This is a genomic window from Megasphaera massiliensis, assembly GCF_036305205.1.
GTDB lineage: Bacteria > Bacillota > Negativicutes > Veillonellales > Megasphaeraceae > Megasphaera > Megasphaera massiliensis.
In genome coordinates, this window is sequence record NZ_JAXIXE010000038.1 from 1 (window position 1) to 25896 (window position 25896).

General features: G+C 53.4%; 25 protein-coding genes. 19 read left to right on the top strand and 6 right to left on the bottom strand.

Annotated features, from left to right (window positions below; translation table 11 throughout):
- Positions 1-122 precede the first annotated feature (122 nt).
- The 9 genes from UCI88_RS07775 (at position 123) to UCI88_RS07815 (ending at position 8889) form a co-directional block, all read left to right on the top strand.
- On the top strand, positions 123-617 hold the full coding sequence (locus tag UCI88_RS07775) for a TetR/AcrR family transcriptional regulator (RefSeq protein ID WP_330024169.1): 495 nt from the start codon (positions 123-125) through the stop codon (positions 615-617).
- 174 nt (positions 618-791) lie between these two features.
- Positions 792-1475, top strand: coding sequence for a DUF2249 domain-containing protein (locus tag UCI88_RS07780; protein WP_044503503.1), 684 nt, complete (start codon positions 792-794; stop codon positions 1473-1475).
- Positions 1476-1599: 124 nt separating this feature from the next.
- Entirely contained in the window at positions 1600-2844 is a 1245-nt protein-coding gene (gene pepT, locus UCI88_RS07785) for a peptidase T (protein ID WP_044503504.1), read from the top strand.
- An 8-nt stretch (positions 2845-2852) separates the two neighbouring features.
- Complete coding sequence (locus tag UCI88_RS07790; RefSeq protein WP_256179395.1) at positions 2853-4163, top strand: C1 family peptidase; 1311 nt, start codon at positions 2853-2855, stop codon at positions 4161-4163.
- Positions 4164-4304: 141 nt separating this feature from the next.
- Complete coding sequence (locus tag UCI88_RS07795; protein WP_044503506.1) at positions 4305-4772, top strand: macro domain-containing protein; 468 nt, start codon at positions 4305-4307, stop codon at positions 4770-4772.
- Between the two features lie 145 nt (positions 4773-4917).
- Positions 4918-5604 carry a TVP38/TMEM64 family protein gene (locus UCI88_RS07800; RefSeq protein ID WP_225069186.1) on the top strand — a complete coding sequence of 229 codons (687 nt, stop codon included), beginning with the start codon at positions 4918-4920 and terminating at the stop codon, positions 5602-5604.
- 28 nt (positions 5605-5632) lie between these two features.
- Positions 5633-6952 carry an SPFH domain-containing protein gene (locus tag UCI88_RS07805; RefSeq protein WP_256179394.1) on the top strand — a complete coding sequence of 440 codons (1320 nt, stop codon included), beginning with the start codon at positions 5633-5635 and terminating at the stop codon, positions 6950-6952.
- A gap of 10 nt (positions 6953-6962) precedes the next feature.
- The gene (locus tag UCI88_RS07810) at positions 6963-8084 is read left to right on the top strand and encodes a TFIIB-type zinc ribbon-containing protein (protein ID WP_256179393.1); all 1122 of its coding nucleotides are present in this window, start codon (positions 6963-6965) and stop codon (positions 8082-8084) included.
- Positions 8085-8097: 13 nt separating this feature from the next.
- Complete coding sequence (locus UCI88_RS07815; protein WP_049917285.1) at positions 8098-8889, top strand: TPM domain-containing protein; 792 nt, start codon at positions 8098-8100, stop codon at positions 8887-8889.
- A gap of 76 nt (positions 8890-8965) precedes the next feature.
- On the opposite strand, the gene UCI88_RS07820 is transcribed toward UCI88_RS07815, so the two are convergent.
- The 3 genes from UCI88_RS07820 to tatA form a co-directional block, all read right to left on the bottom strand.
- Complete coding sequence (locus UCI88_RS07820) at positions 8966-9736, bottom strand: alpha/beta hydrolase (protein WP_256179392.1); 771 nt, start codon at positions 9734-9736, stop codon at positions 8966-8968.
- A gap of 102 nt (positions 9737-9838) precedes the next feature.
- On the bottom strand, positions 9839-10543 hold the full coding sequence (gene tatC / locus UCI88_RS07825) for a twin-arginine translocase subunit TatC (protein ID WP_044503510.1): 705 nt from the start codon (positions 10541-10543) through the stop codon (positions 9839-9841).
- Entirely contained in the window at positions 10533-10748 is a 216-nt protein-coding gene (gene tatA / locus UCI88_RS07830; RefSeq protein ID WP_225069192.1) for a twin-arginine translocase TatA/TatE family subunit, read from the bottom strand. Before tatA ends, tatC begins: the two co-directional genes overlap by 11 nt.
- Positions 10749-10937: 189 nt before the next feature.
- On the opposite strand from tatA, the gene UCI88_RS07835 reads away from it, so the two are divergent.
- The 5 genes from UCI88_RS07835 (at position 10938) to UCI88_RS07855 (ending at position 17037) form a co-directional block, all read left to right on the top strand.
- Positions 10938-12095: a twin-arginine translocation signal domain-containing protein gene (locus tag UCI88_RS07835; RefSeq protein WP_256179391.1), complete on the top strand. Its 1158-nt coding sequence runs from the start codon at positions 10938-10940 to the stop codon at positions 12093-12095.
- 98 nt (positions 12096-12193) lie between these two features.
- The gene (gene brnQ / locus UCI88_RS07840; RefSeq protein WP_256179390.1) at positions 12194-13522 is read left to right on the top strand and encodes a branched-chain amino acid transport system II carrier protein; all 1329 of its coding nucleotides are present in this window, start codon (positions 12194-12196) and stop codon (positions 13520-13522) included.
- A gap of 359 nt (positions 13523-13881) precedes the next feature.
- Positions 13882-14673, top strand: a complete 792-nt coding sequence (locus UCI88_RS07845) for a ZIP family metal transporter (RefSeq protein ID WP_230198025.1) — start codon at positions 13882-13884, stop codon at positions 14671-14673.
- A 29-nt stretch (positions 14674-14702) separates the two neighbouring features.
- Complete coding sequence (locus tag UCI88_RS07850; protein ID WP_256179389.1) at positions 14703-15773, top strand: CdaR family transcriptional regulator; 1071 nt, start codon at positions 14703-14705, stop codon at positions 15771-15773.
- A 118-nt stretch (positions 15774-15891) separates the two neighbouring features.
- Entirely contained in the window at positions 15892-17037 is a 1146-nt protein-coding gene (locus UCI88_RS07855) for a glycerate kinase family protein (protein WP_256179388.1), read from the top strand.
- Positions 17038-17041: 4 nt separating this feature from the next.
- Here the strand turns inward: UCI88_RS07855 and rnhA are convergent, their stop codons facing one another.
- A complete protein-coding gene (gene rnhA, locus UCI88_RS07860; protein WP_044503515.1) occupies positions 17042-17719 on the bottom strand; it encodes a ribonuclease HI in 678 nt (225 codons plus the stop codon).
- Between the two features lie 148 nt (positions 17720-17867).
- Here rnhA and UCI88_RS07865 point away from each other — a divergent pair, with 148 nt between their 5' ends.
- The 3 genes from UCI88_RS07865 to UCI88_RS07875 all read left to right on the top strand — a co-directional run bounded on the left by UCI88_RS07865 (position 17868) and on the right by UCI88_RS07875 (position 20973).
- The gene (locus UCI88_RS07865; RefSeq protein WP_256179387.1) at positions 17868-18692 is read left to right on the top strand and encodes a 4Fe-4S binding protein; all 825 of its coding nucleotides are present in this window, start codon (positions 17868-17870) and stop codon (positions 18690-18692) included.
- 165 nt (positions 18693-18857) lie between these two features.
- The gene (locus UCI88_RS07870) at positions 18858-19886 is read left to right on the top strand and encodes an alpha-hydroxy-acid oxidizing protein (RefSeq protein ID WP_044503517.1); all 1029 of its coding nucleotides are present in this window, start codon (positions 18858-18860) and stop codon (positions 19884-19886) included.
- Positions 19887-19971: 85 nt separating this feature from the next.
- A complete protein-coding gene (locus UCI88_RS07875) occupies positions 19972-20973 on the top strand; it encodes a VirK/YbjX family protein (protein ID WP_256179386.1) in 1002 nt (333 codons plus the stop codon).
- A 349-nt stretch (positions 20974-21322) separates the two neighbouring features.
- On the opposite strand, the gene UCI88_RS07880 is transcribed toward UCI88_RS07875, so the two are convergent.
- Positions 21323-22966 (bottom strand): ABC transporter ATP-binding protein, encoded by a 1644-nt coding sequence (locus UCI88_RS07880; RefSeq protein ID WP_256179385.1) that lies wholly within the window; start codon positions 22964-22966, stop codon positions 21323-21325.
- Entirely contained in the window at positions 22959-24698 is a 1740-nt protein-coding gene (locus tag UCI88_RS07885) for an ABC transporter ATP-binding protein (protein ID WP_276535302.1), read from the bottom strand. The genes UCI88_RS07880 and UCI88_RS07885 overlap by 8 nt, the downstream gene beginning before the upstream one ends.
- A 202-nt stretch (positions 24699-24900) precedes the next feature.
- On the opposite strand from UCI88_RS07885, the gene UCI88_RS07890 reads away from it, so the two are divergent.
- Complete coding sequence (locus UCI88_RS07890) at positions 24901-25356, top strand: CtsR family transcriptional regulator (RefSeq protein WP_044503520.1); 456 nt, start codon at positions 24901-24903, stop codon at positions 25354-25356.
- Positions 25357-25378: 22 nt separating this feature from the next.
- A complete protein-coding gene (locus tag UCI88_RS07895; protein ID WP_044503521.1) occupies positions 25379-25894 on the top strand; it encodes a UvrB/UvrC motif-containing protein in 516 nt (171 codons plus the stop codon).
- Positions 25895-25896 lie beyond the last annotated feature (2 nt).

Sequence of the window (25896 nt, forward strand, 5' to 3'; positions counted from 1 at the left end):
AGAAATCTGGGAGTAGTAACGCCAATGGAAAAACATGCCAGCTATTGGCTGGCAGCATAAAAAACTGCCACCGGAAACCGGTGGCAGAAACAAAATCTATTTATGTTTTTTCGAGTGTCTACTTGACGGGTAGCAGTTCAACCAAGGGCTCATTCTATTTTTATTTCAAGCGTAAAAAAGACGTCGGTTTTGCAGCTGCGGAATTTTATGAAAAACGGGTCTTGGGGATGATGGAAGAGATCGCCGACCGGGAAGGAGCTTGGGAACCTTTTATACGAGGCGTCGCAGCGACTATGATACAGGAGGCCGAAGAAGGCCGTTTTTATGGGTGTCCCTTTTCGGTGCTGGGCATGGAAATCGCCTTTAGCGAACCGGATTTGGCAGCAGCCTTCTTACAGGGACTGGAAAAGATACGGGTCTTGTTTCAAACCGTCCTTCGTCAGTCGGGGGTGCCGGAAGGGAAGGCGGAAGGGATGTCGCGGTTGCTATTGACCTCTTACGAAGGCTACCTCCTGCAGTACCGACTGAGCAAGGATATTCGCTGGCTGACATGGATGAGGGACGACTTGTCAAGGGCAAAGAGCCAATCAGATCTGGTGGAATCGGAGGAAGATTGAGGGTAAGTCTGTTTTCATCCGCTCGGGTCAGCTCGCTCCGACAGAAATTTTATTTCTGAAAATAAAAATCAAAAAGCGTTAGAAAAGCAACATACCTCCTGTACATAATCTGGTAGGATAAGATCATCAAGCGAGAGCTTATGAAGATAAGAGATTGCGTCAGGAGGTATTCCTATGTATAACGAATGGAAAGATAAAAAAGAACAGTTTAAGGTCATCGATCTGCGTCAGGCGAAGGGCAACTTTTCCCAGGGCCTCTTCAAACAGGCCGACCAGGTTGAAGCCGGCAGCGGACTGCACCTCATCCAGAGTTTTGAACCGTACCCGCTCTATGAAGCCATGACCGACCGGGGATTTGAATACTATGTCGAAGAAGTACAGCCTCATGAATACCACATCTGGTTCTATCGCCGTGAAGCCAAGGCGGCATCGGGGAAGAAGCCCTTCGGTCCGGCAGCCCTCTTGAATTTCCCCATCATCGATAAGAATTTGGGCCGCATTGCCGTCGAATTCTGGGATGAAACGTGGAACGACGAACGCCATTACCTACCCTATGAAATACGGCTCATGTTGTCCCTGGCCAATGCCGTCGGTGCCGGCCGCCATCGCCAGGCTGTGCGGGAACTGGTCAAAGCCTATATCCACGGCATCGATTCTAGGGCTTTAGACGACGTATTCGAACTCATTGCCTGGAATCAGGGCATCGGCTTCTTCAGTTCTGAAATCGGCCCGTCGCCCTTATTCGGAGCCTATAAATTAATCAAGCAGGAAGAAGAAAAGGGGACCGATCGGGAATCCATTAAGCACCTCTTGATGGAACAGTTCGGCGAAAAGAATCAGCAAGTCAAAGTATTATAAGCGATGGCATAGGATGTTGAAAGAAGGATTGCACAGAAGGGCTTGAAGGGGCCTTAATGCAGCGATCCTTCTTTTTTGTTATAATAGAGGCGTAATATTGTAGTACAGAAAAGGAAGTGTTACCATGCTCCATCGCGATGCATTGATCAATCGTTTTTTGAAATACGTCTCTTTTGATACCCAGTCGGACGAAGAAAATGACGCCGTTTGCCCGAGTACGCCGGGCCAGCTCGTCTTTTCCAAAGCCTTAGCCGAAGAATTGAAAGGCCTCGGCCTTTCCGACGTTTCCATCGATGAACACGGCTACGTCATGGCCACCTTGCCTGCTAACGGCGTCGACGGCCCCGTCGTCGGCTTCATTTCTCACGTCGATACCAGCCCCGATGCCTCGGGGAAGGACATCAAGGTCGTCCGCAAAGATAATTACGACGGCAAGGATATCGTCTTGAATGAAGAAAAGAACATCGTCTTTTCGACGGAATCCTTCCCGGAAATCCTCAAATATAAGGGTCAGGACATCTTGTTCACCGACGGCACGACCCTCCTCGGTGCCGATGACAAGGCCGGCGTCACGGCCATCGTCAGCGCCGTCGAATATTTGATCCAACATCCGGACGTGAAGCACGGCAAGATTCGCATCGGCTTTACGCCGGACGAAGAAACGGGCCGCAGTGCTGCCTTGTTCGATGTCGAAAAATTCGGCGCTCACTTTGCCTACACCGTCGACGGCGGCGAATTGGGCGGTCTTGAATATGAAAACTTCAACGCTGCTAATTGGACCATTACCTTCCACGGCCGCAGCGTCCATACCGGCGATGCCAAGGGCAAGATGAAAAACGCCCTGACCATGGCCGCTGAATGGCAGCAGCTCCTGCCGGCCGGGGAAAAACCGGAATACACCGAAGGCCATGAAGGCTTCTTCCACGTCTATAAACTGAACGGCGACGTCGAAACGTGCACGATGCACATCCTCATCCGCGACCACGACCGGAAACTTTTTGAACAGCGAAAGGCCTTCCTGCGGCAGATGGCTGCTCTCTTTACCGATAAATACGGCCAAGGGACGGTGGACCTCGACGAACGGGACGTCTACTATAACATGCTGGAAAAAATCGAAGACGGTCATATGGACGTCGTCGACCTGGCTAAGACGGCCATGGAAGCCGTCGGCGTTACGCCGGAAGTCGCTCCCATCCGCGGCGGTACCGACGGGGCTCAGCTCTCCTTCCGCGGCCTGCCGTGCCCCAATCTCTTTACGGGCGGTGCCAACTTCCACGGCCGTTTCGAATACCTGCCCATTGAGTCTTTGGTCAAAGCCTGCGAAACGGTCATTGAAATCGCCAAACGGGCTTATACGTTACAGAAATAGGAGGTACCATGAAAGAAATTACGCAAGACTTGTTACAGGGCTTTCACAAGGCCTATGCATCCGATAAAGAAGCTCAGGTCCTCCATTCGGCCCTGGCTAAGACCGATATGGCGGAACTTTCCTACGTTCCCGCAGCGGGGGCGAAATTAAAAGGCGCCTTTTCCGTCGAAGTCGTGACCCGAGGGATTACGGCCCAACAGAAATCGGGGCGCTGCTGGCTCTTTGCGGCCCTCAATATCCTCCGGGAAAAGGTGGCTGAAACCTGCCGTCTCGACAGCTTTGAACTGTCACAGAACTACCTCTCTTTTTATGACAAATTAGAAAAAGCAAACAACTTCTTGGAAATGGTCATTGAAAATGCCCATGAACCGATCAAGGGACAGGCTATGCAGTATGTCCTGCGCGGCATGACCGACGGCGGCTACTGGACGGAAGCCGTAGACCTCATCGAAAAATACGGCGTCGTTCCTAAACAGGTCCAGCCCGAATCGTACCAGTCGGACCATACGGACCGCTTCGTGGCCATGATGAACCGCCTCCTGCGCAAAGACGCCATGGAGCTGCGGGAATTGGTCCTGGCCGGCAAAGATCCTTATGGACGTAAACAGGGAATGTTGGCTGAAATCTATAAGGCCGAATGCATCGCCTTCGGTCAGCCCGTCCAGACCTTTGACTTCGCCTATCGCGACAAGGACAAGGTCTATCACGAAGAACGGAATCTGACGCCGCAGGAGTTTTACCAAAAGTACGTCGGCATCTCCCTTCGCGATTACGTACCGGTCATCCACGAACCGACGCCGGATAAGCCCCTTCATCGCCTCATCCGCTTCCATGGGATTGAAAATATGGCCGGCTCCGATATGGAAGCCCTCCACCTGTCCCAAGAAGAGCTGGAAGATTTGTGCATCACACAGCTGAAAGCTGGCCAGGCCGTGTGGTTTGCCTGCGATGCCGGTGCCTTCGGGGCTCGAAAAGACGGGGTCTGGGATCCGGACAGCGTTCAGTATGAAGCCTTATTAGGCGGTTTTTCGACAGACATGCCTAAGGGAGAACGCCTGCAGTACGGCAGCAGTTCGGCGACGCACGCCATGCTGCTCACGGGCGTCCACTTCGATGGCGACGGCAAAGCCGACCGCTGGAAAATCGAAAATTCCTGGGGCAAAGACGTCGGCGATCAGGGCTATTTCGTCTGCTCGGCCAAGTATTTTAAAGAATACGTCTATGAAGCCGTCATCGACCGCCGCCACTTCAGCCCGGATCAGACGGCCATGCTGGAAACGGAACCGGTCGTCATCAACGCCTGGGACGAAGATTGTTAGTCCGTACCGTTGGATAGTAAACATAGCTTTGCCAGTTCGACGGCCGGAGCATGAATGAGAGAGGACTGCCGCTCGAGCGGCAGTCCTCTTTGTTTAGTTCAATATTCCCTACGGAGATACTTTTTAAAAGGAGTGATTTCTATGGCTTTTTCAATCGTTCACGGCGATATCGTTACCATGGACACCGACGCTATCGTCAATGCGGCCAATTCTCAATTGCTGGCCGGAAGCGGCGTCTGCGGGGCTATTTTCCGCGCCGTCGGGACGCGGGCTGATGAACTTCAAAAAGAATGTCTGGCCAAGGCTCCTTGTCCGACAGGGCAGTCGGTCCTTACCGAGAGTTATGGCCTGAAGGCCCGATACATCATCCATACGGTCGGTCCCGTTTGGCAGGGAGGAGGGCAAGGCGAAAGGGAACTCTTGTACAGCTGTTATGAGACGGCTTTAGGCTTGGCCGCGGAAGCGAATTGTAAGTCTATCGCTTTTCCCCTTATTTCAGCAGGTATCTTCGGTTATCCCAAGGAAGAAGCCTTAGACGTTGCTCGAAAGGCTGTACGTGACTTTTTAAGACACCATGACATGGACGTTCGCCTCGTCCTCTATCCTTGAAAAAGTTCCGGGGACTCTTGGCACCGAGGGCGATGGGAACCGGCTGCTCTTACGGGAAAATGCTGTTTTTGCCTTGTGCCTTTAGCTTCTTTGCTATAAAATGAAATTAAGCGTGAATCTATGATTATGGGAAGTGGAACCTGTTATGAATCGAACGATGATTGCCAATTTGATGAAGCCTTTGACCTTGGTACTGCTGGTCGGCATCTGTCTGGCCATTCATTGGCTTATGCCGTCTTTTTACAGCACCCTGTGGCAGCTGACGCTGCAGCATGATATTCCGGGACTGACCGATTATATCTCGTCCTTTGGCAGCGTAGCCGTCTTTATCATGATCCTGCTCATCGTGCTGACCAATATGACCGGTTTGCCGTCGGTCCAGTTCGTCACCGTCAACGGCATCCTCTTCGGCCTCGTGCCGGGGATTCTCATCTCCTGGGCCGGGCAGGTCATCGGCAACGTATTGGCTTTCATCATCATGCGCTACGTCTTTCGGCATAAGGCCCAGGCCTTAGTCGATAAGAGCCGATGGTTGTCGCAGCTCAACGGGAAAATCGACTGTAAGCTGGTCTTCTTCTTTCGGGCCATTCCCTATTCTCCCAACTTTGTCGTCACGGCCTTTGCAGCCCTGAGCCGCATCGGTTTTGCCGAACACGGTGCAGCGACCATGGCCGGGAAAATCCTCGCCGTCTGTATGGAAGTCTGGCTGGGCTACGACCTCATCCATTTTAACCCCCACAGCCTGATAGCCGTCTGTCTGATGGTCTGTCTTTTGGCGGTCCTGCTCTTCGGCAGCCGCCGCTGGCTGAAGCATAAAAGTAGTTTAAAATAATATCACATATATGTAGGAGGTATTTCTTATGGGCTTAATTAAGGCAGCTATCGGCGCCGCAGGCGGTGTCTTGGGCGACCAGTGGAAAGAGTTCTTTTACTGTGACAGCCTGAACGAAACGATTTTGATGGCTAAGGGCCAAAAGCGAATCAGCCGGTTCGGCCGCAGCAGCAATACGTCAGGCGAAGACAACATCATTTCCAACGGCTCGCGCATTGCCGTCAATGACGGCCAGTGCATGATGATCGTCGAATCGGGGAAGGTCGTCGAAGTCTGTGCCGAATCAGGGGAATATACCTACGATACGTCGACGGAACCGTCTATCTTTTCCGGGGACTACGCCGGGGATTTAGGCGAAATGCTGCATCAGCTCCTGTCGCAGATGAAGGAACGCTTTACCTTTGGCGGCGACGCCGGAAAGGACCAACGGGTATACTATTTCAACTTAAAGGAAATTATCGGCAATAAGTACGGTACGCCCAGTGAAGTGCCTTTTAAGACCTATGACGATACGACGGGCCTTGCGCTCCTCGTGCGCCTGCGCTGTTTTGGCGAGTACAGCTACCGCATGGTGAACCCCATCTTGTTCTATACGAATGTTGCCGGCAATGAAGCGGATTTTTATGACCGCAGCCGTCTCGACAGCCAGCTGAAATCGGAACTGCTTACGGCACTCCAACCGGCCTTTGCTAAATTGTCGGCCCTGCGCATCGACTACTCGCAGATTCCGGGCCATACGGAAGAACTGACGCAGGCCCTGAACGACGTCTTATCGCCGAAGTGGCGCGATTTGCGGGGCATTGAAATCGTCTCCATGGGAATGAACAGTGTCAAGGCCAATGAAGAAGATGAAGAAAAGATCCAGAAGGCTCAGATGGGCATGACCATGGGCCGCCCCGATATCGGACTGGGGACCTTGGTCGACGCTACGGCGGACTCTATGCGGACGGCTGCCGGAAACGAAGGTGCCATGGGCGCGGCTATGGGCTATATGGGCATGAATATGGCCGGTCAGGCCGGTGCCGGATTGGCTCAGGAATTGGCGGCCCGCCAACAGGCTCAAGCACCGGCAGCGACTCCGACAGCGGAGACGGGCTGGACCTGCTCCTGCGGTCAGCAAGGGAATACGGGGAAATTCTGCATGAACTGCGGGAAGCCGAAACCGGAACCTGCTGCTTCCTGGACCTGCCCGTCCTGCGGTCACAGCGGCAACGAAGGGAAATTCTGCACCAACTGCGGCAAGCCTAAACCGGTGGAATCACCGGACTGGACCTGCCCGTCCTGCGGCCAACAAGGGAATACGGGGAAATTCTGCATGAACTGCGGTACGAAGAAACCTGAAGATTGAGGTGATTCCCATGGCCGATACGTCAGTCAGTTATAAATGCCCTCACTGTGGGGCGCCGATTCAATTTAAGCCCGAGGCGCAGACTGTCACCTGTGACTACTGCGGTACGAAATTCGATGTCGCCATACTCGAAGGGCTGTACGCGAAAAAGGAACAATTGGCGGCTGAAGCCGATGCGGCCCGACAGGCTAAGTGGCAGACCGAAAAGGCCGGCAACGAATGGAGCGATGAGGAAGCGGCCCGGCTGAAGGGCTATACTTGCTCTTCTTGCGGGGCTGAAATCGTCTGCGATGACAATACGATGGCTACCGAATGCTGTTATTGCGGCAATCCGACCCTCATTCCCAGTCGTTTTTCGGGGATGCTGCGGCCCGACTTCATCATTCCTTTTAAAAAGACGAAAGACGAGGCCGTGGCGGCCTTGAAACGATTCTATAGAGGCCATTGGCTCCTTCCCAAGGCCTTTACGGTGAACAACCGCATCGAAGACGTTCAGCCCATGTACGTCCCTTTTTGGCTGTTCAATGCCAAAGTTACGGCGTCGGCCTCCTTTCGGGCTGAAGACGATTCGTATCTTGAGACGGAACATGAACGCATCGTCGAGACAAGGGTCTATCAGTGCGACCGCATCGGTCAGCTGACTTTCAACCGGATTCCCGTCGACGGCAGTAAGAAAATCAATGACCTCTATATGGAGAGTATCGAGCCCTTTGACTACAGCGAAATCGTGCCCTTTAACTCGGCCTACTTTGCCGGCTGCTTAGCCGATAAGTACGACGTCGATGCCGAAGCCGCCGTGCCTCGGGCCGATTCCCGCTTAGAGAAAAGTTCCTTTGACCTCCTCAGCAATACCGTCGTCAATCATCAGCGCCGCTCCTTCGAAGGGGGCTTCGTCCATAAAGATGAAGACTCGGTGGAATACGCTATGGCACCGGTATGGATCTTGACGACGCGCTATCAGGACAAGCCCTATACCTTTATGATGAACGGCCAGACGGGCCGCTTCGTCGGTTCTCTGCCCTATGATAAGGTGAAATCCTACTGGGCTTTTCTGATCGCCATGCTGGTTACGCTGCCGGTATTCTATCTGATTGTTCACGCCATTATGGGTGGTAAACCGTGGCCAATATAAGGGGGGGAGTCTTGTGTTGAAAACTATCATGCGGACGGCCCTGTTGGTCCTATCCTTTTTGATCCTCATGGGGACGGCCCTGGCGGAAGGCGTTCCCAATGTCGTCGATCAGGCCGGCGTCCTTACGAAGTCGCAGCAAAGCCAACTGGAGAGGTCCTTAAAGAACGTCAACTTTACCTACGATGTGCGCCTGGCCGTTTACATCGTTCGTTCGACGCACGGCATGAAAATCGGTGACTATGCCGACCATGTCCTCGATGAGCAGTACGGCGATGGAAAAAATGGCAATATGGTCTTCGTGGTAGCCATGGACCAGCGCCAGTGGTATATCGTGACGGACCGTACCATGCGCGACAAGGTCAGCGATACGGATGGGTTGAAGCATATCGAAGATGCCGTCCTGCCCCTCTTAAAGAAGGGAAATTACATGGAGGCCTTCGAGGAATATGCCCATTCGTCGGGCCAGCTCTTGGCCTACTATAACGATCAGGGCAAGGCCTATGATAAGGACGATGCTTATCAATGGCTGGATTTGGCGACGGCGGCTGTCTTGGCCGCGCTGGCTGCCATGATCTTCCGCAGCTACCTCATCATGAGGATGAGCAACGTCCGAAGGGCAACGGCTGCCGATACCTATTTTGATTCGCACAGCTTCCAGTTGTCTGAGCAGACCGATACCTTCTTATTCCTCACGGTACAGCGCATTCCCAAACCTCGCCGTCGTGATGACGATGACAGCGGGCCGGGAAGCTTCAATCTGGGAGGAGGCGGAGGCGGCCATGGCGGCCGCGGAGGTTCCTTTTAAAAGACGATGATATACGAAACGACCTGTTGATGAAAGAACGATGCTTTCGTCAACAGGTCGTTTTTTTGATGGATTATTACGATTCCGGTTGGAAGAATTCGATGATCTTATGGATGGCCAGGGCCATATGATTGGGATTTTGGAAGGGGTGGTTGGCGTCTTCGACGGGGTAGAATTCGATGACGTTATTTTCGGCAAATTGCCGGGATAAGGCGATGGGAATCATTTCATCCTTCGTCCCGTGGATGATGAGGATGTCGTCGGCGACGTCGAAGTATTCGTGGTCATTGACGTCAAAACTCTTTAAATCATCCATGAAGGCCTGGTCGATTTTCATTTTCCGTTCAAAGCCGACTTGGATTTCCTTGCCCTTTTTGAGCTTGGCGAAGCCTTCTTCGGCGATATGGTTGCTCATGCTGTCATACATGTTGACGCCGGGGCTGCGCAGGGCGATTTTTCGGAAAGGATTGCCGACTTCGAGGATGTAGCGCAGGGTGAGATAGGCGCCGAAGCTGGTGGAATAGTTGTACAGGAATTTCGCGCCCAACGTGTCTTTGGCATAGTTTGTGACCAAGGTCAAATAGGTCATGCATTCGGGAACGGCCAGCTTTTTGCGGGCGTCTTCACCGTGGCAGGGCCAGTCGAAAGCGATGACGGCAAAATCTTTATACTTCGAGGTCAGCTGTTCGGCAAAGTGGGCCGTGCCGGCCGTGTCTTTACTGCTGCCGAAGCCGTGGGTGACGATGGCTACGTGGTCGAAGGTGCGTTCATTTTTATGGCTGTCGTGAACGAAGAGCCGGCAGCGGACGCTGTAGCCCTCTTCGTTGATATCAAAATGTTTTTCCATGGGAATGCCTCTTTTATCTGGATTCGTCTGTACGACGTTCGCCCTTAGTATACCATAAAAAAAGACTGCCGCGTAAGGGCAGTCTGAAGGGGTATGAGTCTGTCAGGTCCGCAGGCCGTATTTGATGATCAGCCGGCTGATTTCTAAGAGGACGATCATGGGCATGGCTAAGAGGCACTGCGATAAAATATCCGTCGTCGGCGTGATGACGGCAGCGGCTACGAAGGATAGGAGAATGATGTATTTCCGCTTTTTCGCCAGCATGTCCGAGCTGATGAGGCCGAGTTTTGCCAAGACGATGAGCACCAAGGGCAGGTTGAAGATGAGGCCGAAGGGCAAGACCAGCATGAAGACAAAATTGAGGTAGCTTTCCATGGAGAGCAGGGGCTGGACGGCATCTGACGAAAAGTTGAGGAAAAACTGGAGCCCCCTGGGGAGGACGATGAACCACGAGAAGGCGATGCCCGACAGGAAGAGGCTCAAGGACGTCGGCACTAAAAAGAAGAGCAGGCGCTTTTCGTGGGTCGTAAAGGCCGGGACCAAAAAGGCCCAAAATTCGTAAAAAAGAACCGGCGCGGTGATGATGGCGCCGGCAGTTAACATGACTTTGAAATAGATGAAAAAGGCTTCGGCCGGTTTCATAAAATAGAGCTTTCCTGCCGGCGCTGACAGAAAGGCCATGATCTCATCGAGCCAAAAGTTGCTGAGAATCATGCCGACGGCCAGCATGGCGATGGAAATGATGAGGCGGCGGCGCAGTTCCGACAGATGCCCCGTGAGGGGCATGACGGCTTCTTTACTTTCCATGATTGTCAGTCGACGCCGGCGATACGGCTTCGGAAACCGTTTCTTTGATGTCTTCTTTGGCAGCGGCCGGTTCGTGGACGGCTTCTTTGAATTCCTTCAGGCTCTTGCCGAGGGCATTGCCGATGCTGGGCAGTTTGCCCGGCCCGAAGATGACCAGACCGATGACTAAAATGAGGACTAATTCAGGAACACCTAAACCAAACATAAGAAAAACCTCCTTGCTTTTTTTATCAGTATAGGTAAAAAATGTGGCCTTTGGGTAAAGAAAGAATCGCTTTTTTGTAAAATTATCCCTCGCTATTTATTTTTTCTTTATCTTTTCTCAGCATATACATTTTTTATACAAAACGGACTTATACTGTCCTTAGTTTGTACTTTTAGGAGGGATTATACCATGGAACAACATAATTTTTCACGACGGACATTTTTGAAGATGGCTGCAGGAACGGCTGTAGGTGCGGCCTTATTCTCCATGCCCGGGCTTTCTTTGGCGAAAGGGAGCGGGTCGAGTCTTTCAAAACAAGAATTGACGCCCGTATCGTTTAGCCAGTTGCCGAAAGACGCCGAAGTCTGTGCCAAAGCATCGAAATTGGTTACCCGTAATTATTCTTACATATTGGAACAGGCTCGTCAACTGAAAGACGGCTGGCTGCGCGATACGGTAACGACCATGATCCAACATCCGACGCCGATGTTCATGCAGCAATATACGTCGGCTTCGTCCATCAGCATGCTCTATTCGAAGCTGGCAGCAGCCGGTCTTATCGATACCGGAAAAATCGACGTCCAGCATCTGCTGCCGCCCTTCTCGGGTAAGGTACAGCCCTTCATGACGGCACCGGGCAGCGGCTACGGCAGCCACCATCCCTATCCGGGCGGCCTGTCCACCCACGTCAGTGCCAACGTCCATATTACGGAAAGCATCATCCGTACCTATGAAGAAGTGTTCTGCTACAGCGTGAAGTCTGACATTGCCTTAGCCGGTCAGCTCCTCCACGATATCATGAAACCCTTCGTATTCCAGTGGCAGGCCGACGGCTCGTCCTTAAAGGAATACACCATTGCCGGTCAAGGCGCTCATCACGTCCTGTCCATTGCCGAATCGATGTACCGCAGCCTGCCGGCGGAAGAAGTCGTCGCTCAGGCCTGTGCCCACGGCGCACCGAACGATGCCAAAGGGGAAGCCGACGTCGTATCGTGGATCAAAGCGGCGGCCATCATCGCTCAGAAAGATCCCATTGCCTACGGCGCCCTCAATAAGATGGGCGACGGTCTTCCGGCACCGCATCGTCAGGAAGGCTATATCGTTCACCTCGGCGACCACGATTGGGTCCTCAGCTCCCCGTCTGCTCAGAAAACATCAGCCCTCTTAAAGAAAATCGCCGTTCAGAAATACGGCATGAGCGACAGCGACAGCAACGGTGCAGCCTTCAATTACTTCAAGAATTATGCCGAAGCTCAGCTGTCCTGTATGTATCTCAACATGCTCCATTCCGAACCGAATGGGGAAGCACTCGTCGCCCAAGCGGTGGGTAATGTAATTCTGAAATAACAAGGGTCTTGTGATGCATACTTTATAATTGACAGCGCCAGCTTTAAACTTTAAAATAGACGGAGGTAATGTCTACTCAGAAAGGAGTTATCCCGTTTATGTTCAAAAATGGAGCACAAGTTGGATTGCTATTATTCGGTATGTTCTTTGGCGCCGGGAACCTTATTTTCCCGCCGTCCTTAGGCTTTCAGGCCGGTCAGGCTTTCACGCCGGCCATCCTCGGTTTTCTCTTATCCGGCATCGGCATGCCCGTCGTTGCCGTCATCATGGGGACCTTTAATCCCGGAGGCTTCCGAGCCGAAATGAATCGTAAGATTTCGCCCTTATTTTCTCTTATTATTTTAACGTTGATGTACTTGGCCATTGGACCTTTGATGGCCATTCCCAGAACGGCAGCGACGTCCTTTTCCATCGGCATCCTGCCCATTACCGGTGACGGCATGATACCCCTGGCCATCTTTACGGCCCTGTATTTTGCCTGCGGATGGTGGCTGTCCATTACGCCGTCGAAACTCCTCGACCGCGTCGGCAAGGTATTGACGCCGATCTTCGTCGTCATGATCATTCTGATCATCATCGTCGGCATGATCGCCTATACGACGCCGTCGGAAGCGGTTCCCATGGGAAAATACGCGGCCTCGGCCTTTGGCACCGGCTTTATCGAAGGCTATAATACCGTCGATACCCTGGCTTCCTTTGCCTTCTGCATCATCGCCATCGGCGCCTTGAAGCGGATTCAGTTCACTTCGAAAAAGGAACACATGGCCAGTGTCTGGATGGCCGGCGCCGCCGTTGCCGTCCTCATGGGCTGCTTGTACCTGGGGCTGGCCCTCCTCGGCAATCATTTTCCCATTCCCCAGTCGGTCTATTCCGACCCTGGCGTCAACCTCGGCGCCTACGTCTTATCCCAGACGTCGTTCCAGATTTTCGGCACCGTCGGCATGGCCTTCCTGGCCGTCATGGTCACCTTGACCTGCTTTACGACGACGGTCGGACTCATCGCTGCCGTTTCGACCTTCTTTGCCGAAGAATTTACCGTCCTGTCCTATAAGCAGTACGTCACCCTCATCTGTGTCGTCAGCTTCCTGTTAGCCAATTTGGGTCTGAACCAGATCATTCAGATTACCCTGCCTTTGCTGCTCTTCGTCTATCCCATTGCCATCGTCGTCGTCATGCTGACCATTCTCAATAAATTCGTCAGCCTGTCGAAGTTAGGCATGCGCTGCACCGCAGCGGCAGCCGGCATGGTATCGGCCATCGACATCGCCTATCAGTTCTTCGGTGTCCGGTCGGCAGGGACGTTGATTCAGGGACTGCCCTTAGGGGACAGCGGCTTAGGCTGGCTGGCACCGGCGTTAGTGTGCATGGCCTTGTCTTTGGTCCTTCCCGGCAAGATTACCGGTGACAGTGCCTTAGCCAGTGAATAGTAACCTAAATCCAAGCTTTCAGATAAAACCAGGGCTTCCCACGAGGGATATTCAGGCCTATGAGACGAAGTGTTCAAGCCCCTTGTCCATAGCGATTTGCATCTTTGGTGAAACTTGGGTTTTTACAACGTAATATAATCGAAGTCAGGAAAGACTATAATTTATTGTTGCACCCGTCACGATGATTATAGTCTTTTTTGCTGTCCCGTTTGTGATTTCCTTTCCGCCGAGCCGAGCGAAATGAAAACGGCTGGAAATTGCGGATTAATCCCATTTTCAACGCCTTTAGGGTCATTGACAGGAGGGCCGCAGATAGGTAAAATGAAAGGAAAAATATAGGAAATGAAAGGGGTTTTACTATGGACAGTACAATGAACAGTGCCATTATTGGCATTTTAATTCCTTTTGCCGGGACCTCCTTAGGGGCCGCCTGCGTCTATGCCATGAGGGGGGAATTGAATCACCAGGTTCAGCGTGGTTTGACGGGCTTTGCCTCAGGCGTCATGATTGCCGCCTCGATTTGGAGTCTCCTCATTCCGGCCATGGAAGAATCGGCCCATTTAGGCCGCTTTGGTTTCGTGCCGGCTGTCGTCGGCTTCTGGCTGGGGATCTTTCTGCTCTTGGCCTTGGACCGCCTCGTTCCTCATCTTCATATGTACAGTGAAGAGGCCGAAGGGCCGCACAGTCATTTGCAGCGGACGACGATGCTGGTCTTGGCCGTCACTTTGCACAACATCCCTGAAGGGATGGCCGTCGGCGTCGTCTATGCCGGGCTCCTCGCCGATCAGACCGGTATCAGTGCCGCCGGTGCCTTGGCTTTGTCACTCGGCATTGCCCTCCAGAATATGCCCGAAGGGGCCATCATTTCCATGCCTTTGAAGTCGGCCGGAATGGGATCCCATAAGGCCTTTATCGGCGGTGTCCTTTCCGGTATCGTCGAACCAATCGGGGCTGTCATTACCATCGCTCTTACGGCTTTTATCCTGCCTGTCTTGCCGTATCTCCTCAGTTTGGCAGCCGGCGCTATGTGCTATGTCGTCGTCGAAGAATTGATTCCGGAAATGTCGGCCGGCGAGCACTCTGATATCGGCGTCTTGTCCTTTGCCCTGGGCTTTACGGTGATGATGGCCATGGACGTAGCCCTGTCCTGACCGGCCGTATCGGAAGAAGGTGAGGGGACATGAAGGTCCGCATTACCGATGAATTGGCTCAGCAAATCGTCGATTCGGCGAAGGCTGTCATCGGCTGGAATATCAATTTTATCGACCGTCACGGCCGCATCATGGCCAGTACCGATGAGAAACGGATAGGTACGTATCATAAAGTGGGGGCAGCGGCAGCCAGGCTGCGCCAGGTTCAAACCGTTCATGAGAACCGACCGGAAGATGGTGTCAGTAAGGGCGTCAACTACCCGATTATCATGGACCGGCAAGTCCTCGGCGTCATCGGTATTACGGGTGAACCGGAAGTCGTCAGCCAGTACGGTTTTTTGCTGACCAAGATCTGTGAAGTATTCCTTAAAGAATACGGCCTCAATGAAGAAGCCTTCAGTGAACAGGAGTACCGCAGCCGCCAGGTCATGGCCCTTATTTATCATGACCGGGATACGATGCAGCAGATGGCTGACGAACGGCCCGAACTGACGGAACATTCCTATGTGGCAGCCGTCTTTCGTTGGCAGGATGGGGCCGGCCGTGCCGACGATTTTCGCAAGGCCATGACGACAGCTTGCGGGGAACTCCGTATTTCCCTCTTTACCTATATCTATCCCGACAGCTTCGTGCTCATCATACCGCAAGATATCTATCCTCTTTGGGATAAGCGGCTGTCCCGGTGGAAGGGGCAGTTTTATCCGTCTGTCCGCGTCGGGATCGGGACGGAAGAGCCTTTTCACCACGTCTATGAATCGTATCGCTTTGCCAAATTAGCCCTTCAGGCCGCGGCCGACCGAGAGGTCTTCAGTGTCCATGCCGACGACATGAAACTGGCCTTTTTACTGCAGAGCCTGAGCGCACCCCTTCGGCGCCGCTATCGGCAGGATGTCTGCCAGGGCCTGACGGACAGTGAAATTCATTTGCTGCAGGTCTATTACCGGCAAAACCTTTCCATTCAGCAGACAGCAGACATCCTCTCTATCCATAAGAATACCCTCCAGTACCGGCTGAAAAAAATCGCCGAGACGACGGGTCTCGACCCGCGGTCTTTCGGCGATGCCGTCACCCTGTATATCGCAACGCTGCCATGGTTCTAAAACCGAAAAATGGCAGCGTTTCTTGGTATGGGTAACATAGAAATGAAAAAACTCCTCTGTTACACTAGAGGCACAATAAATATGTAGATAACTCATAGTGTATAAAGGAGTGGGGAATATGAAAGTTGTCATTGCCATCGATTCATTAAAAAATAGTCTGACGTCGGTCGAAGCCGGGAGAGCCATCGAAGCCGGCGTTCGTAAAGCCTATGGAAGCCAGCCCGTACAGATCGTCGTCAAACCCTTGGCGGATGGCGGAGAAGGGACCGTCGAAGCCCTTGTCGAAGGCATGAACGGGGAGCTTCGCAGCGCCGTCGTTCAGGGTCCTTTGGGAAATGATGTTTCTTGTTCCTACGGATATTTGCCCGAGACGAGAACGGCGGTCATTGAAATGGCAGGGGCTGCCGGTCTCGGTTTGGTACCGGAAGAGCTGCGCAATCCTCTCTATACGACGACCTATGGTGTCGGCCAGGTCATGGCCAAAGCCATGGAAGGAGGCATCCGCCACTTCATCATCGGCCTTGGCGGCAGTGCGACCAGTGACTGCGGCGTCGGCATGCTCCAGGCTTTAGGCTATGTCTTTCGCGATAAAGGAGGACAAATCGTCGGGACCGGGGGCCTTGCCGTAGGGGACATCGCCTCCGTCGACGACAGTCATGTTCTGCCGGCCTTAAAAGAATGCACCTTCGACGTCGCCTGTGACGTGACCAATCCCTTATATGGGGAGTTAGGAGCGGCCGCTGTCTTTGGCCCTCAGAAGGGGGCGTCAGCGTCCGATGTCAAAGCTTTAGATGAGGCCAGCCGTTCCTTTGCTGCCGTTACCGAAGCCTATTTGGGAAAAGACTACAGTCAGGCCTCCGGTGCCGGAGCGGCCGGCGGACTGGGCTTTGCCTTCTTGGCGTATCTGAAAGGCAGCCTTCGTTCAGGCATCCAAATCGTACTCGATTCTATTAAATTAGCCGATGTCGTCGCCGATGCCGATTATGTCATCACTGGCGAAGGCCGCCTCGATGCCCAGACGGCCATGGGCAAGGCCCCAATCGGTGTGGCCAAGCTTGCCAAACAGTACGGGGCTAAGGTCATCGCCCTGGCCGGCTGCACGACGGAAGATGCCGGCGAGTGTAACCGGCAGGGCATCGACGCCTTCTTTTCCATCGTCGATAAGGCCATGCCCTTAAAGGAAGCCATGGACCGCGACACAGCTATGGGCAACATGACCCGCACGGCTCAGCAGGTCTTTAACCTCATCCGTGCCGTAAGCTGACGTCTCAGCGATATTTCATCGCTTCGGCCTTGGCCAGTTGGTCGCAGCGTTCATTTAAGGCGACGCCGACGTGGCCTTTGACCCAGTGGAAGGTGACTTTATGAGAGCCGTAGAGCTTATCGAGTTCCATCCATTGTCCTTGGTTTAAGACGGGCTGGCCGTCGGCTTTCTTCCAACCGCGGCGCTTCCAATTGACCATCCACTTAGTGATGCCGTTTTTCAGATATTGACTGTCCGTATAGAGGGCGACTTTTGTGCCTTCCGGTGCAAAGCGCAGGGCCATGATGGCCGCCTGAAGCTCCATGCGGTTATTCGTCGTCGACGGATGGCCGTCCGAGAGTTCGGTCACTTCGCCTGTGGCCACGTTGCGGGCGACGACGGCCCAGCCGCCGGGACCGTCGGGGTTGCGCAGGCAGGACCCATCGGTGTAGATGACAAAATCCTGGTCCTCATCGGAGGGCAGGGACGCTGTCGTCGGTCTTAAGGTCGGAGCCTTTGATCGCACCGGTTTTCGAACCGATAGTACGTCTTCACCGTTCAACCATTTCCAGGCTTCGTCGGCATCGGTAAAACTTTTATAGCGAGCCCCCGGGAAGGCATCGACTTGTTTTTTGCAGTCATCCCAAGACATGAATAATCCCGTCTTGCGGCCGTTCCGGACGGCATATACTTTCTTTTTCATGAGACACCTCGTTCTTTCGTCGTCAATTACGGATTTGATTGTACCACAAAAAATAAAAAGAAAACAGGCGCAGTCAGTGACTTTAGCGCCTGTTTTCTATATAATGGAGGTATACAACTTATCGTTCCTCGTGTTGGGAGGGATTTATTTGAAGATTCAGAAAGTCTATGCTGTTTATTTCAGCCCGACCGGTCACACGAAGGACATCGTCTGCGCCCTTGCCGGCCAGGTGGCCGAGGCCCTTCAGGTGCCCCTTGAGACGATATCCTTGGACCTTCCGGCTGAGCGAAAAGAGACACATCGCTTTTCCGCGGAGGATCTCGTCGTTGTCGGCGGGCCGACCTACGCCGGAAAGCTTCCCAATAAGATTATGCCGACGTACAGAGAAAAATTATTCGGTAAAAAAACGCCGGCTGTCGCCATGGTGACCTACGGCAACCGCTCCTTTGACAATTCCCTGGCCGAACTCTGTGCCATCTTAAAGGAAAACGATTTCAACCTCGTCGGTGCCGGTGCCTTTGTCGCCCAGCATGCCTTTTCTAAGATACTGGCCTCAGGCCGTCCCGATGAGGATGACCTGGCTGACGTCAGGAGCTTGGCCCATGGCGTCGTTCACTTCCTTCAAGGAGAAAATCGGCCGACCGATTCCCTGGTCGTAGACGGCGATGCCGAAGCCCCTTACTATATTCCTAAAGGGGAAGACGGGCAGCCGGCGAAATTCTTAAAGGCCGTCCCTAAGACTGATATGGAAAAATGCACGTCCTGCGGCCTCTGTGCCCGCCAGTGTCCTATGGGTTCCATCGATAAGGACCGGCCGGACCGGGTAACGGGCATCTGCATCAAGTGTCAGCGCTGCGTCCAATCCTGTCCCTATGGAGCCAAGTATTTTGACGATCCGGCCTTCTTGTCTCATGTGAGGATGCTGGAGCAGAATTATAGGACACGGGCTTTTAATAAAATCTTTACCCGTTAAGCACCTTACGTCTCCGCGGCAGCTGCGTTACATTCGCTGGCAGCAGCCTCGTATGAAATTTGTTTATCATTGGGATAAACAAGGGAAGACTAGTCCTGAAAACGGTTATTTTTGCTTACTATTTAAATTTTTTATATATTTTATAAACTGAAGGAGGGTTTTTCTATGGATTTACAAGAAGCTCGCGAACTCGCTCGCAAAAAGATGAAGGGCTGCTTCGTCTGTCCCGAATGCGACGGCAAGGCCTGTAAGGGGATGATTCCCGGCTTTGGCGGTCTGCGGACGGCAAAATCGTTCCTGCGCAACGTAGAAGCACTGGCCGAATATGGCCTGGTCATGCGCAGTATGGACAGTGAACTTGACCCCAATCCGGCGGTTACGATTTTCGGTAAAGAAATCAGCATGCCGGTCCTCGTCGCTCCCGTCGGCGGCGTCATCCTCAATTCCAAGGTCCCCGGTGACCCGGCTACGGTTGAAATGGATTATAACGAGTCCGTTTCCAAAGGCGCCTTCGATGCCGGCACCCTGTGCTTTACCGGTGACGGCGGCATGGAATACATGTTTGAATCGGGGATCGTAGCTTCGAAAAAACGGGAAGAAACGGTCATTCCGACGATCAAACCGCGCAGCAACGACCAGATCATTGAAAAGATAAAAGTCGCTGAAAAGGCCCATGCCTTTGCCGTTGCCAGCGATATCGATGCGTCGACGCTGATCAATATGCATATCTTTGGCCAGCCCGTCGGCCCTAAGAGCGCCAGTGACATTGCCGAGCTGGTCAAATCGACGTCCCTGCCCTTTATCGTAAAAGGCATCATGTCTCCTGAAGAAGCCGTTGCCTGTGCCGATGCCGGTGCCAAAGGCATCGTCGTCAGCAACCACGGCGGCCGCATCCTCGACGGTATGGTCGGAACGGCCGACGTCCTGCCGGAAATCGCCAAGGCTGTAAAAGGCCGTCTTACGATCTTCGTCGACGGCGGTGTCCGCCATGGGGAAGACGTCCTTAAGATGTTGGCCCTCGGTGCCGACGCCGTCCTCATCGGTCGTCCTGTCGCCATCGCCGCTATCGGCGGCCAGGCTGAAGCCGTCAAGCTCTACTTAGATGCTTTGAAACGGGAAATCATGGATGCCATGATGATTACCGGCGTTCATGATTTGTCCAACGTATCGCCGGACATCTTAAGACGGTTATAAGCTCTTTTAAAACATGAATAATTGACAGCCCGCCGGCCTGCCCGTATAATAGGTCTATTGGATTGTACTTGATAGGAGGAATTTCATGCGTAGTATTTCCTATTTTTGGCACTTGTCGCGACTTATATACGGACCTCGGAATTTTCAAGAGAACAAGCGGGCTGTCGTTTTTTTTGCAAGGGCGGTCTCTAATCGGGCTTTGTTCGAAGAATTGTACGATTTCTTTGACCATTATGAGCCGATGCAAGGCTTTTTTGAGCAGCATGACCCGGACTTCCAGGAAGTCATGACCCGGGTCTTCTTGTTCAAAAATTCGACCATGCGCCAACGCCTCGACGCCTTGAAGGATCATTTCACGATTTTGCGGACCTTCTTTTCCGATGATGTCATCCGCGAAATCTATTGGGGCAAAGGCTATACGCTCTGGACGTCTGACGATCCGTCCATGCCCCTTGAAGTGCGGCTCATCTTTGATACGGGCCAGCGAAAAGAAGGGTTCTTGTCGCTCTATCTCTATCATGAAGGTCAGATGATCTACCATTTTAACTTCCGCTTCGATTACAACGGAGACGGTACGCCGTCCATGTATATCGGTACCATCCAAGGCTCGAAACACGGCCTGGAAACGACCAAGATCCTGACCAAGAAGCTCTTTGGCTACCGGCCTAAGAATTTCATCCTCTATTTGATGCGTATCTTTGTCCAGACCTTGGGCATCCGCGATATGTACGTCATCACTGACGACGGCTTCTATACCAACAGCCACATGCTGCGAGGCAACCGTTCCAAGAAGACCAACTTCAATGACTTCTGGATTGGGGAAGGGGCCGTGCCCGATAAAAGCGAATCGTGGTATTTCCGCCTTCCCATTGAGGAAAAGCGCCGTAAGTACGACGAAATTAAGTCGCAGAAGCGCAATCTCTTCCGCAAGCGGTATCTCCTCATGGATGATATTGTTCCGCCGTACATCGAAGCTGTTCACAAGCTGTTCCGCGACGGTTTTGATCCGGCTCCGTCTGCCGTCGATGAAGCGTCCATCGTCGATAAACCGGCCGATTACGACCCCATCGAGGCGCCGAAGGGGTGACTGACCATCTTTAATCAGTAGCCGCCATCCCTTTTAAAACAGCACAAAGCACCTTTTGCTTCTATCCCATAAGGGGTAACGGCCGTCTGAGAGGGCCTATTCAAAAATGCATCCTTTTTCCAGGACGCAGAGATCTTCTGCCAGTTCCCGCGTATTCATACGTTCCGGGAGCTGGCTTTTTTTCGTGCTTCTTCTAAGGCTTCATAGACTTTGGCCAGGATGGAAAGGCGCGTCTTGTCACTGACGTCGTCCGATTCCGGCGGCTGCAAAGCCAAGAAGCGCTCCCACGGGCCAAAATCCGGAGAAGCGCTTTATCAGGTGAGTCTGTGGAGTTGTTTGTGGCAGTGTCTTACGAAGGACGGCCCTTTTGGGCGGTGCCCATGACGACGAGGCGGCCGCCTTGGGCTTCGTAGAGGCGGTGAGAAATGGACAGAACGGTCCGGTTTTGGGAGGCAGCCTTAAGGGCTGTCAGTACCTGTTGTTCCGTTAAGGCGTCGAGGTTGGCCGTGATTTCATCGAGTAAGAGGATTTGCGGATTCATGACGACGGCTCGGGCGATGGACAGGAGTTGGAGTTGGCCGCGGGAGAAATATTCTTGTCGGAAGGGCGTGTGAAGTCCCTCGGGGAGGGAAGTGCAGAGATCCCACAGGCCGACGAGTCGCAGAGCCTTTTCGACGGCTTCTTCCGAGACGCGAGGGTCTTTGAGGGTCACTTGGTCTTCGATGGTACCGGCGACGTCGTGGAACTGTTGCTCTACGTAGCCGAAGACTTGGCGCCGAACCGATGGGGCCAGGCGAGAAGGCTCGCAGCCGAAGACGCGGATTGAGCCTTCTTGGGGCGCGTACAGGCCGAGGATGAGTTTGAACAGGGTACTCTTACCGGAACCGGTGCGGCCCGTAATGGTGACCGTTTCCCCTTTCTTGACGGCCAGGGACAGGTGGCGGAAGACATTTTCACGGCCGTAGCTAAAGGCAGCATCGTCGATAACCAGCGGCGGGGCGGTAAAATTCAAATCGGCTGTGGATCCTTGTTCTTCTACGGGATGGGCGAAAAATTCTTTCAGGCGGCTGATGCCGGCCATAGCCGACTGAATATTCTGGATCTCCATGCCGATGCTTTCAATCGGCGAGAAGATGAGGCGGACATAGGCGATGAGGGCGACGACGGTACCGACGGTCATGCCGAAGAGGTCCTGCAGGAAGGAGCTGCTGACCGAGAGGGCCATCATGATGCAGATGATGAGCGTCGACAGGGTAATGACGATGGGCGAGTAGATGGCGTCGCAGAAATTGCTTCGCTCCATAGCGGAAAAACTGGCCTTGATCGTCTGTCCGTACCGGCGCCGCAGGTGGCGCTCTTGCTGGCAGGTGTGGATGGTGCGGATGTTGTGGACTGTTTCCGGGATGAGTTCGTTCGTCCGGCCGATGGCGATGCGGTTGTCCCGCTGGGCTTTCAGCATGCGCTGTTGGAAGTAGCGGGTCAGGAGAAACAAGAGGGGCAGGGCGATGCACAATAAGATCCCCAGGCCGGGACTGAGGTGGAAGACGACGACGAGGATGCTGAAGATGGTCAGGACGTCGGCAATCATGCTGACGACGCCGGAGTCAAAGAGGTCTTCCAAGGTATCGACGTCGTTGACGAAGAGGGACGTAACGGCTCCCGATTCATGGCTGACGAAATAAGGAGCCGACAGGATGCTGAGCCTTTGGCACATGGCCGTGCGCAGGCTGTGGGTAATCTTTTGGCCGAAGATGGTAATCAACGTTTCTTTCAAGGCGTCGACGAGGCCGCTGCCGGCGTTTACGGCAAAATAGACGACGCCTGCCGTCAGTAAGGGCAGGGCTGTAAAATGGCCGCCGGCCAGGCTGTCCACGATGTACTGCAAAATGAGGGGCGGAGCGACGTTGACGCCGATAGAAGCGGCGATGGAAAGGCACAGGCCGACGATGAGCCGGACATTGGACCTTACGGTTTGCCAAAATATCTTAGTCATGGCGGTCACCTCGCTGGGCTTGCTGCATCCGGTAGAGCCTCCGATAATCGTCATGAGTTTCATACAGGCTTTGGTGGTCTGCCGTCACGGCCGTACCGTCAGGGTTGAGCCAAATGACCTGGTCGAGCTCAGAAAAGAGGGACAGGCGGTGAGAAATGAGGAGGATGATACAGTCCCGGTAGGATTGTCGCAGGTGCTCGAAGATTTTTCGTTCCGTCGCCATGTCGACGGCGGCAAAGGGATCGTCGAAAATCATGAGCGGCCGGCGATGGAAAAGGGTTCGGGCCAGGGCGATACGGGCCTGTTGACCGCCGGAGAGGCGCTGACCTCCTTCGCCGATCGGTGTCTGAATCCCTAAAGGGAAGGTCTTACAGTCTTCATCCATACAGACTTCGGCAATGACTTTGGTGACGTCTCCGGGAAGGCCGAAGCGAATGTTTTCTTCGAGGCTCGCCGAAAACAATTCACTGTCGTGGCCGCAGTAGCCGACGATGCCTTCTGCACCGGTCTGCCCGTTTCCTAAGGGACGGTTACCGAAGAAAATCTCCCCGCCGTGGGGCTTTTCACCGAGGAAGGTAAGGCCCAGTGTCGATTTGCCACAGGCTACGGGGCCGGTGATGCCGATGATGTCACCGGGGGTCGCCGAAAAGGACAGGCCGTGATAGATGGGTTTATCACCGGGGTTATAGGCAAATGACAGGTCGGAGACCGTCAGCGATGCCGGCGGATAGGTCGGTACCGGTTCCGGCAGAGGATGGGAGGCCTGCAACCGGGGCTGGATGCGATTCCACGACACCTGGGCCTTCTGGACGGCATTGAACAGGCGGGCTGCATGGGAGGTCTTGATGGACATCTTGACAAAACAAGAGAGGTACGTCGAAAAGGCAGCGATGTCCCACACTTGCCAACCCTCCCCGAGGACGTTGCGGCCGCCGAGCCAGACGACGAGGATCGTGCCGGTCATAGCGATGATTTTATAGATGGGCTGCATCGTATTTTCCCAGAGATTGGCTAGAATCATCTTCTGTTCATAGTCTTTCAGGTAACGTTCGTACTGGGTATTTTGCACGTCTTCTTCGCCGTAGACGCGGTAGGTCAGGGCATTGCTGATGCGGTCCAGGGTGATGCCCGACAAGGCGCCGCTGCTTTCTTTGCTGCGGGCAGCCGTTTCCGCAACCAGGCGCCGCAGTCGATTGGCCAGAAAATAAGCCAGGGGCGGGAAGGCCAGGATGCAGAGGGTCAGTTTCCAGTCGTACACCAAGAGCATGATCAGGTAGGTCACCATGACGACGCCCGTATCGAAGATTTCCGTCGTGAATTTACGCATCCCTTCGACACAGGTGTCGATGTCGGAAATGACTTTGGTCATCAAGGTTCCCGTATGTTCACCCTCCATGGCCGCTGTCGGCGTCTGTACCAGCTGCTGATAGAGGAGGTCCTTCATGGTCAGACTGACGTTGTTGGCAAACTTTCGGACGTACAGCCGCTTTACGTAGCGCAGACTCTGGACGGCAATGATGACCAGGGCGTATATCAGGCAGAGGGCGTACATGTCGGATGCCTCTTTGGTGCCGCCGAACATGTCGTAGAGGGACTGGGCCAACTGGCCGTCGAACCAGGGGCCGGCGATCATGCCGACGTTGTAGCATAGTCCGCTTAGGGTGATGATAAGGAGTAATTTCTTTTCTTTTAAAAAGTAGTAATAAACGGAACCGGGTCCCCGCTGTTTCAAGAGTAACACCTCGCTTCTATAATTCATCTATCATACACCAAATGGGCGGCATTGGCGAGAAAAAAGGCGGTTATTTTTCGTAATTTGAGAACTCTTTACATTCTTACCTCTTGCGTAAAGTCAAAAAGACGAATATAATATACCTATACGAAAGTCAAAAAGAAAAATTAAACCCGTCGATTTTTTTAAGAGGTGATTTACGATGAGTGTATTAGCGGATAAAATCGAACAGTTTATCTTACATAAATTATTGGAAGAAAACAATTCCGATATCGTGTTGCGACGCAATGAGCTGGCTGATGAGCTGCAGTGTGCACCGTCGCAGATCAGCTACGTGCTGAGTACGCGATTTTCTAACGACCGGGGCTATCTGGTCGAGTCGCGGCGCGGGTCCGGCGGATTCGTCCGCATCATCAAACTGACGCCCAAGAAGGAGGACCGCACGCCGGTATTGCTCCACGAACGCCTGCCGGCGGTCAGTATTTCCATGGAAGACCTCGATGCCTTGCTGTATGAACTGCTGAAAAGGCGCAGTCTCACCAACAACGAGGCGGTCATCCTCCATTTAACCTTTGAATCACTCTATCGCCGCATCGATGATGAGGCTTCACGCTTACTCGTCATCAGCGACATTTTGAAAAATCTGAACCTTCATTGAAGATAGAAAGGACGTGAGGGCCATGCTCTGTGATGCCTGTAAAAAACGCGAGGCTGTTGTCCATATCGTCAAAATTGAAGACGGGCAGCGTACGGACGTCCACCTGTGTGCTACCTGCGCTAAAAGACAGTCAAACTTTTCGAATATGCGAGATGTCAATATTATCGATAATGATTTTTTCCGTAAGATGGCCTATCCCGATTACCAAGGGGCTAGCGGCGATGAACCGCGCTGTGCCAGCTGCGGCATGACCTACGGGGAGTTTAACCATGTGGGAAAATTCGGCTGCCCCGATTGTTATGAAGCTTTTAAGGAAGAAATTCCGCCTCTCCTGCGGCGCATTCACGGCCACAGCAAGCACGTCGGCAAGGTGCCGAATCGCGGGACCGGCGTCTTTCGGACGGCAACGCAGGTTAAGCGCCTGCGCCAGCACCTGCAAAAGCTCGTGCAGGAAGAGCGCTACGAAGAAGCGGCCAAGGTCCGCGACGAAATCCGGGCGCTCCAACGCCAGCTTCCGGCTGATGGAAAGGGGGAATAAGC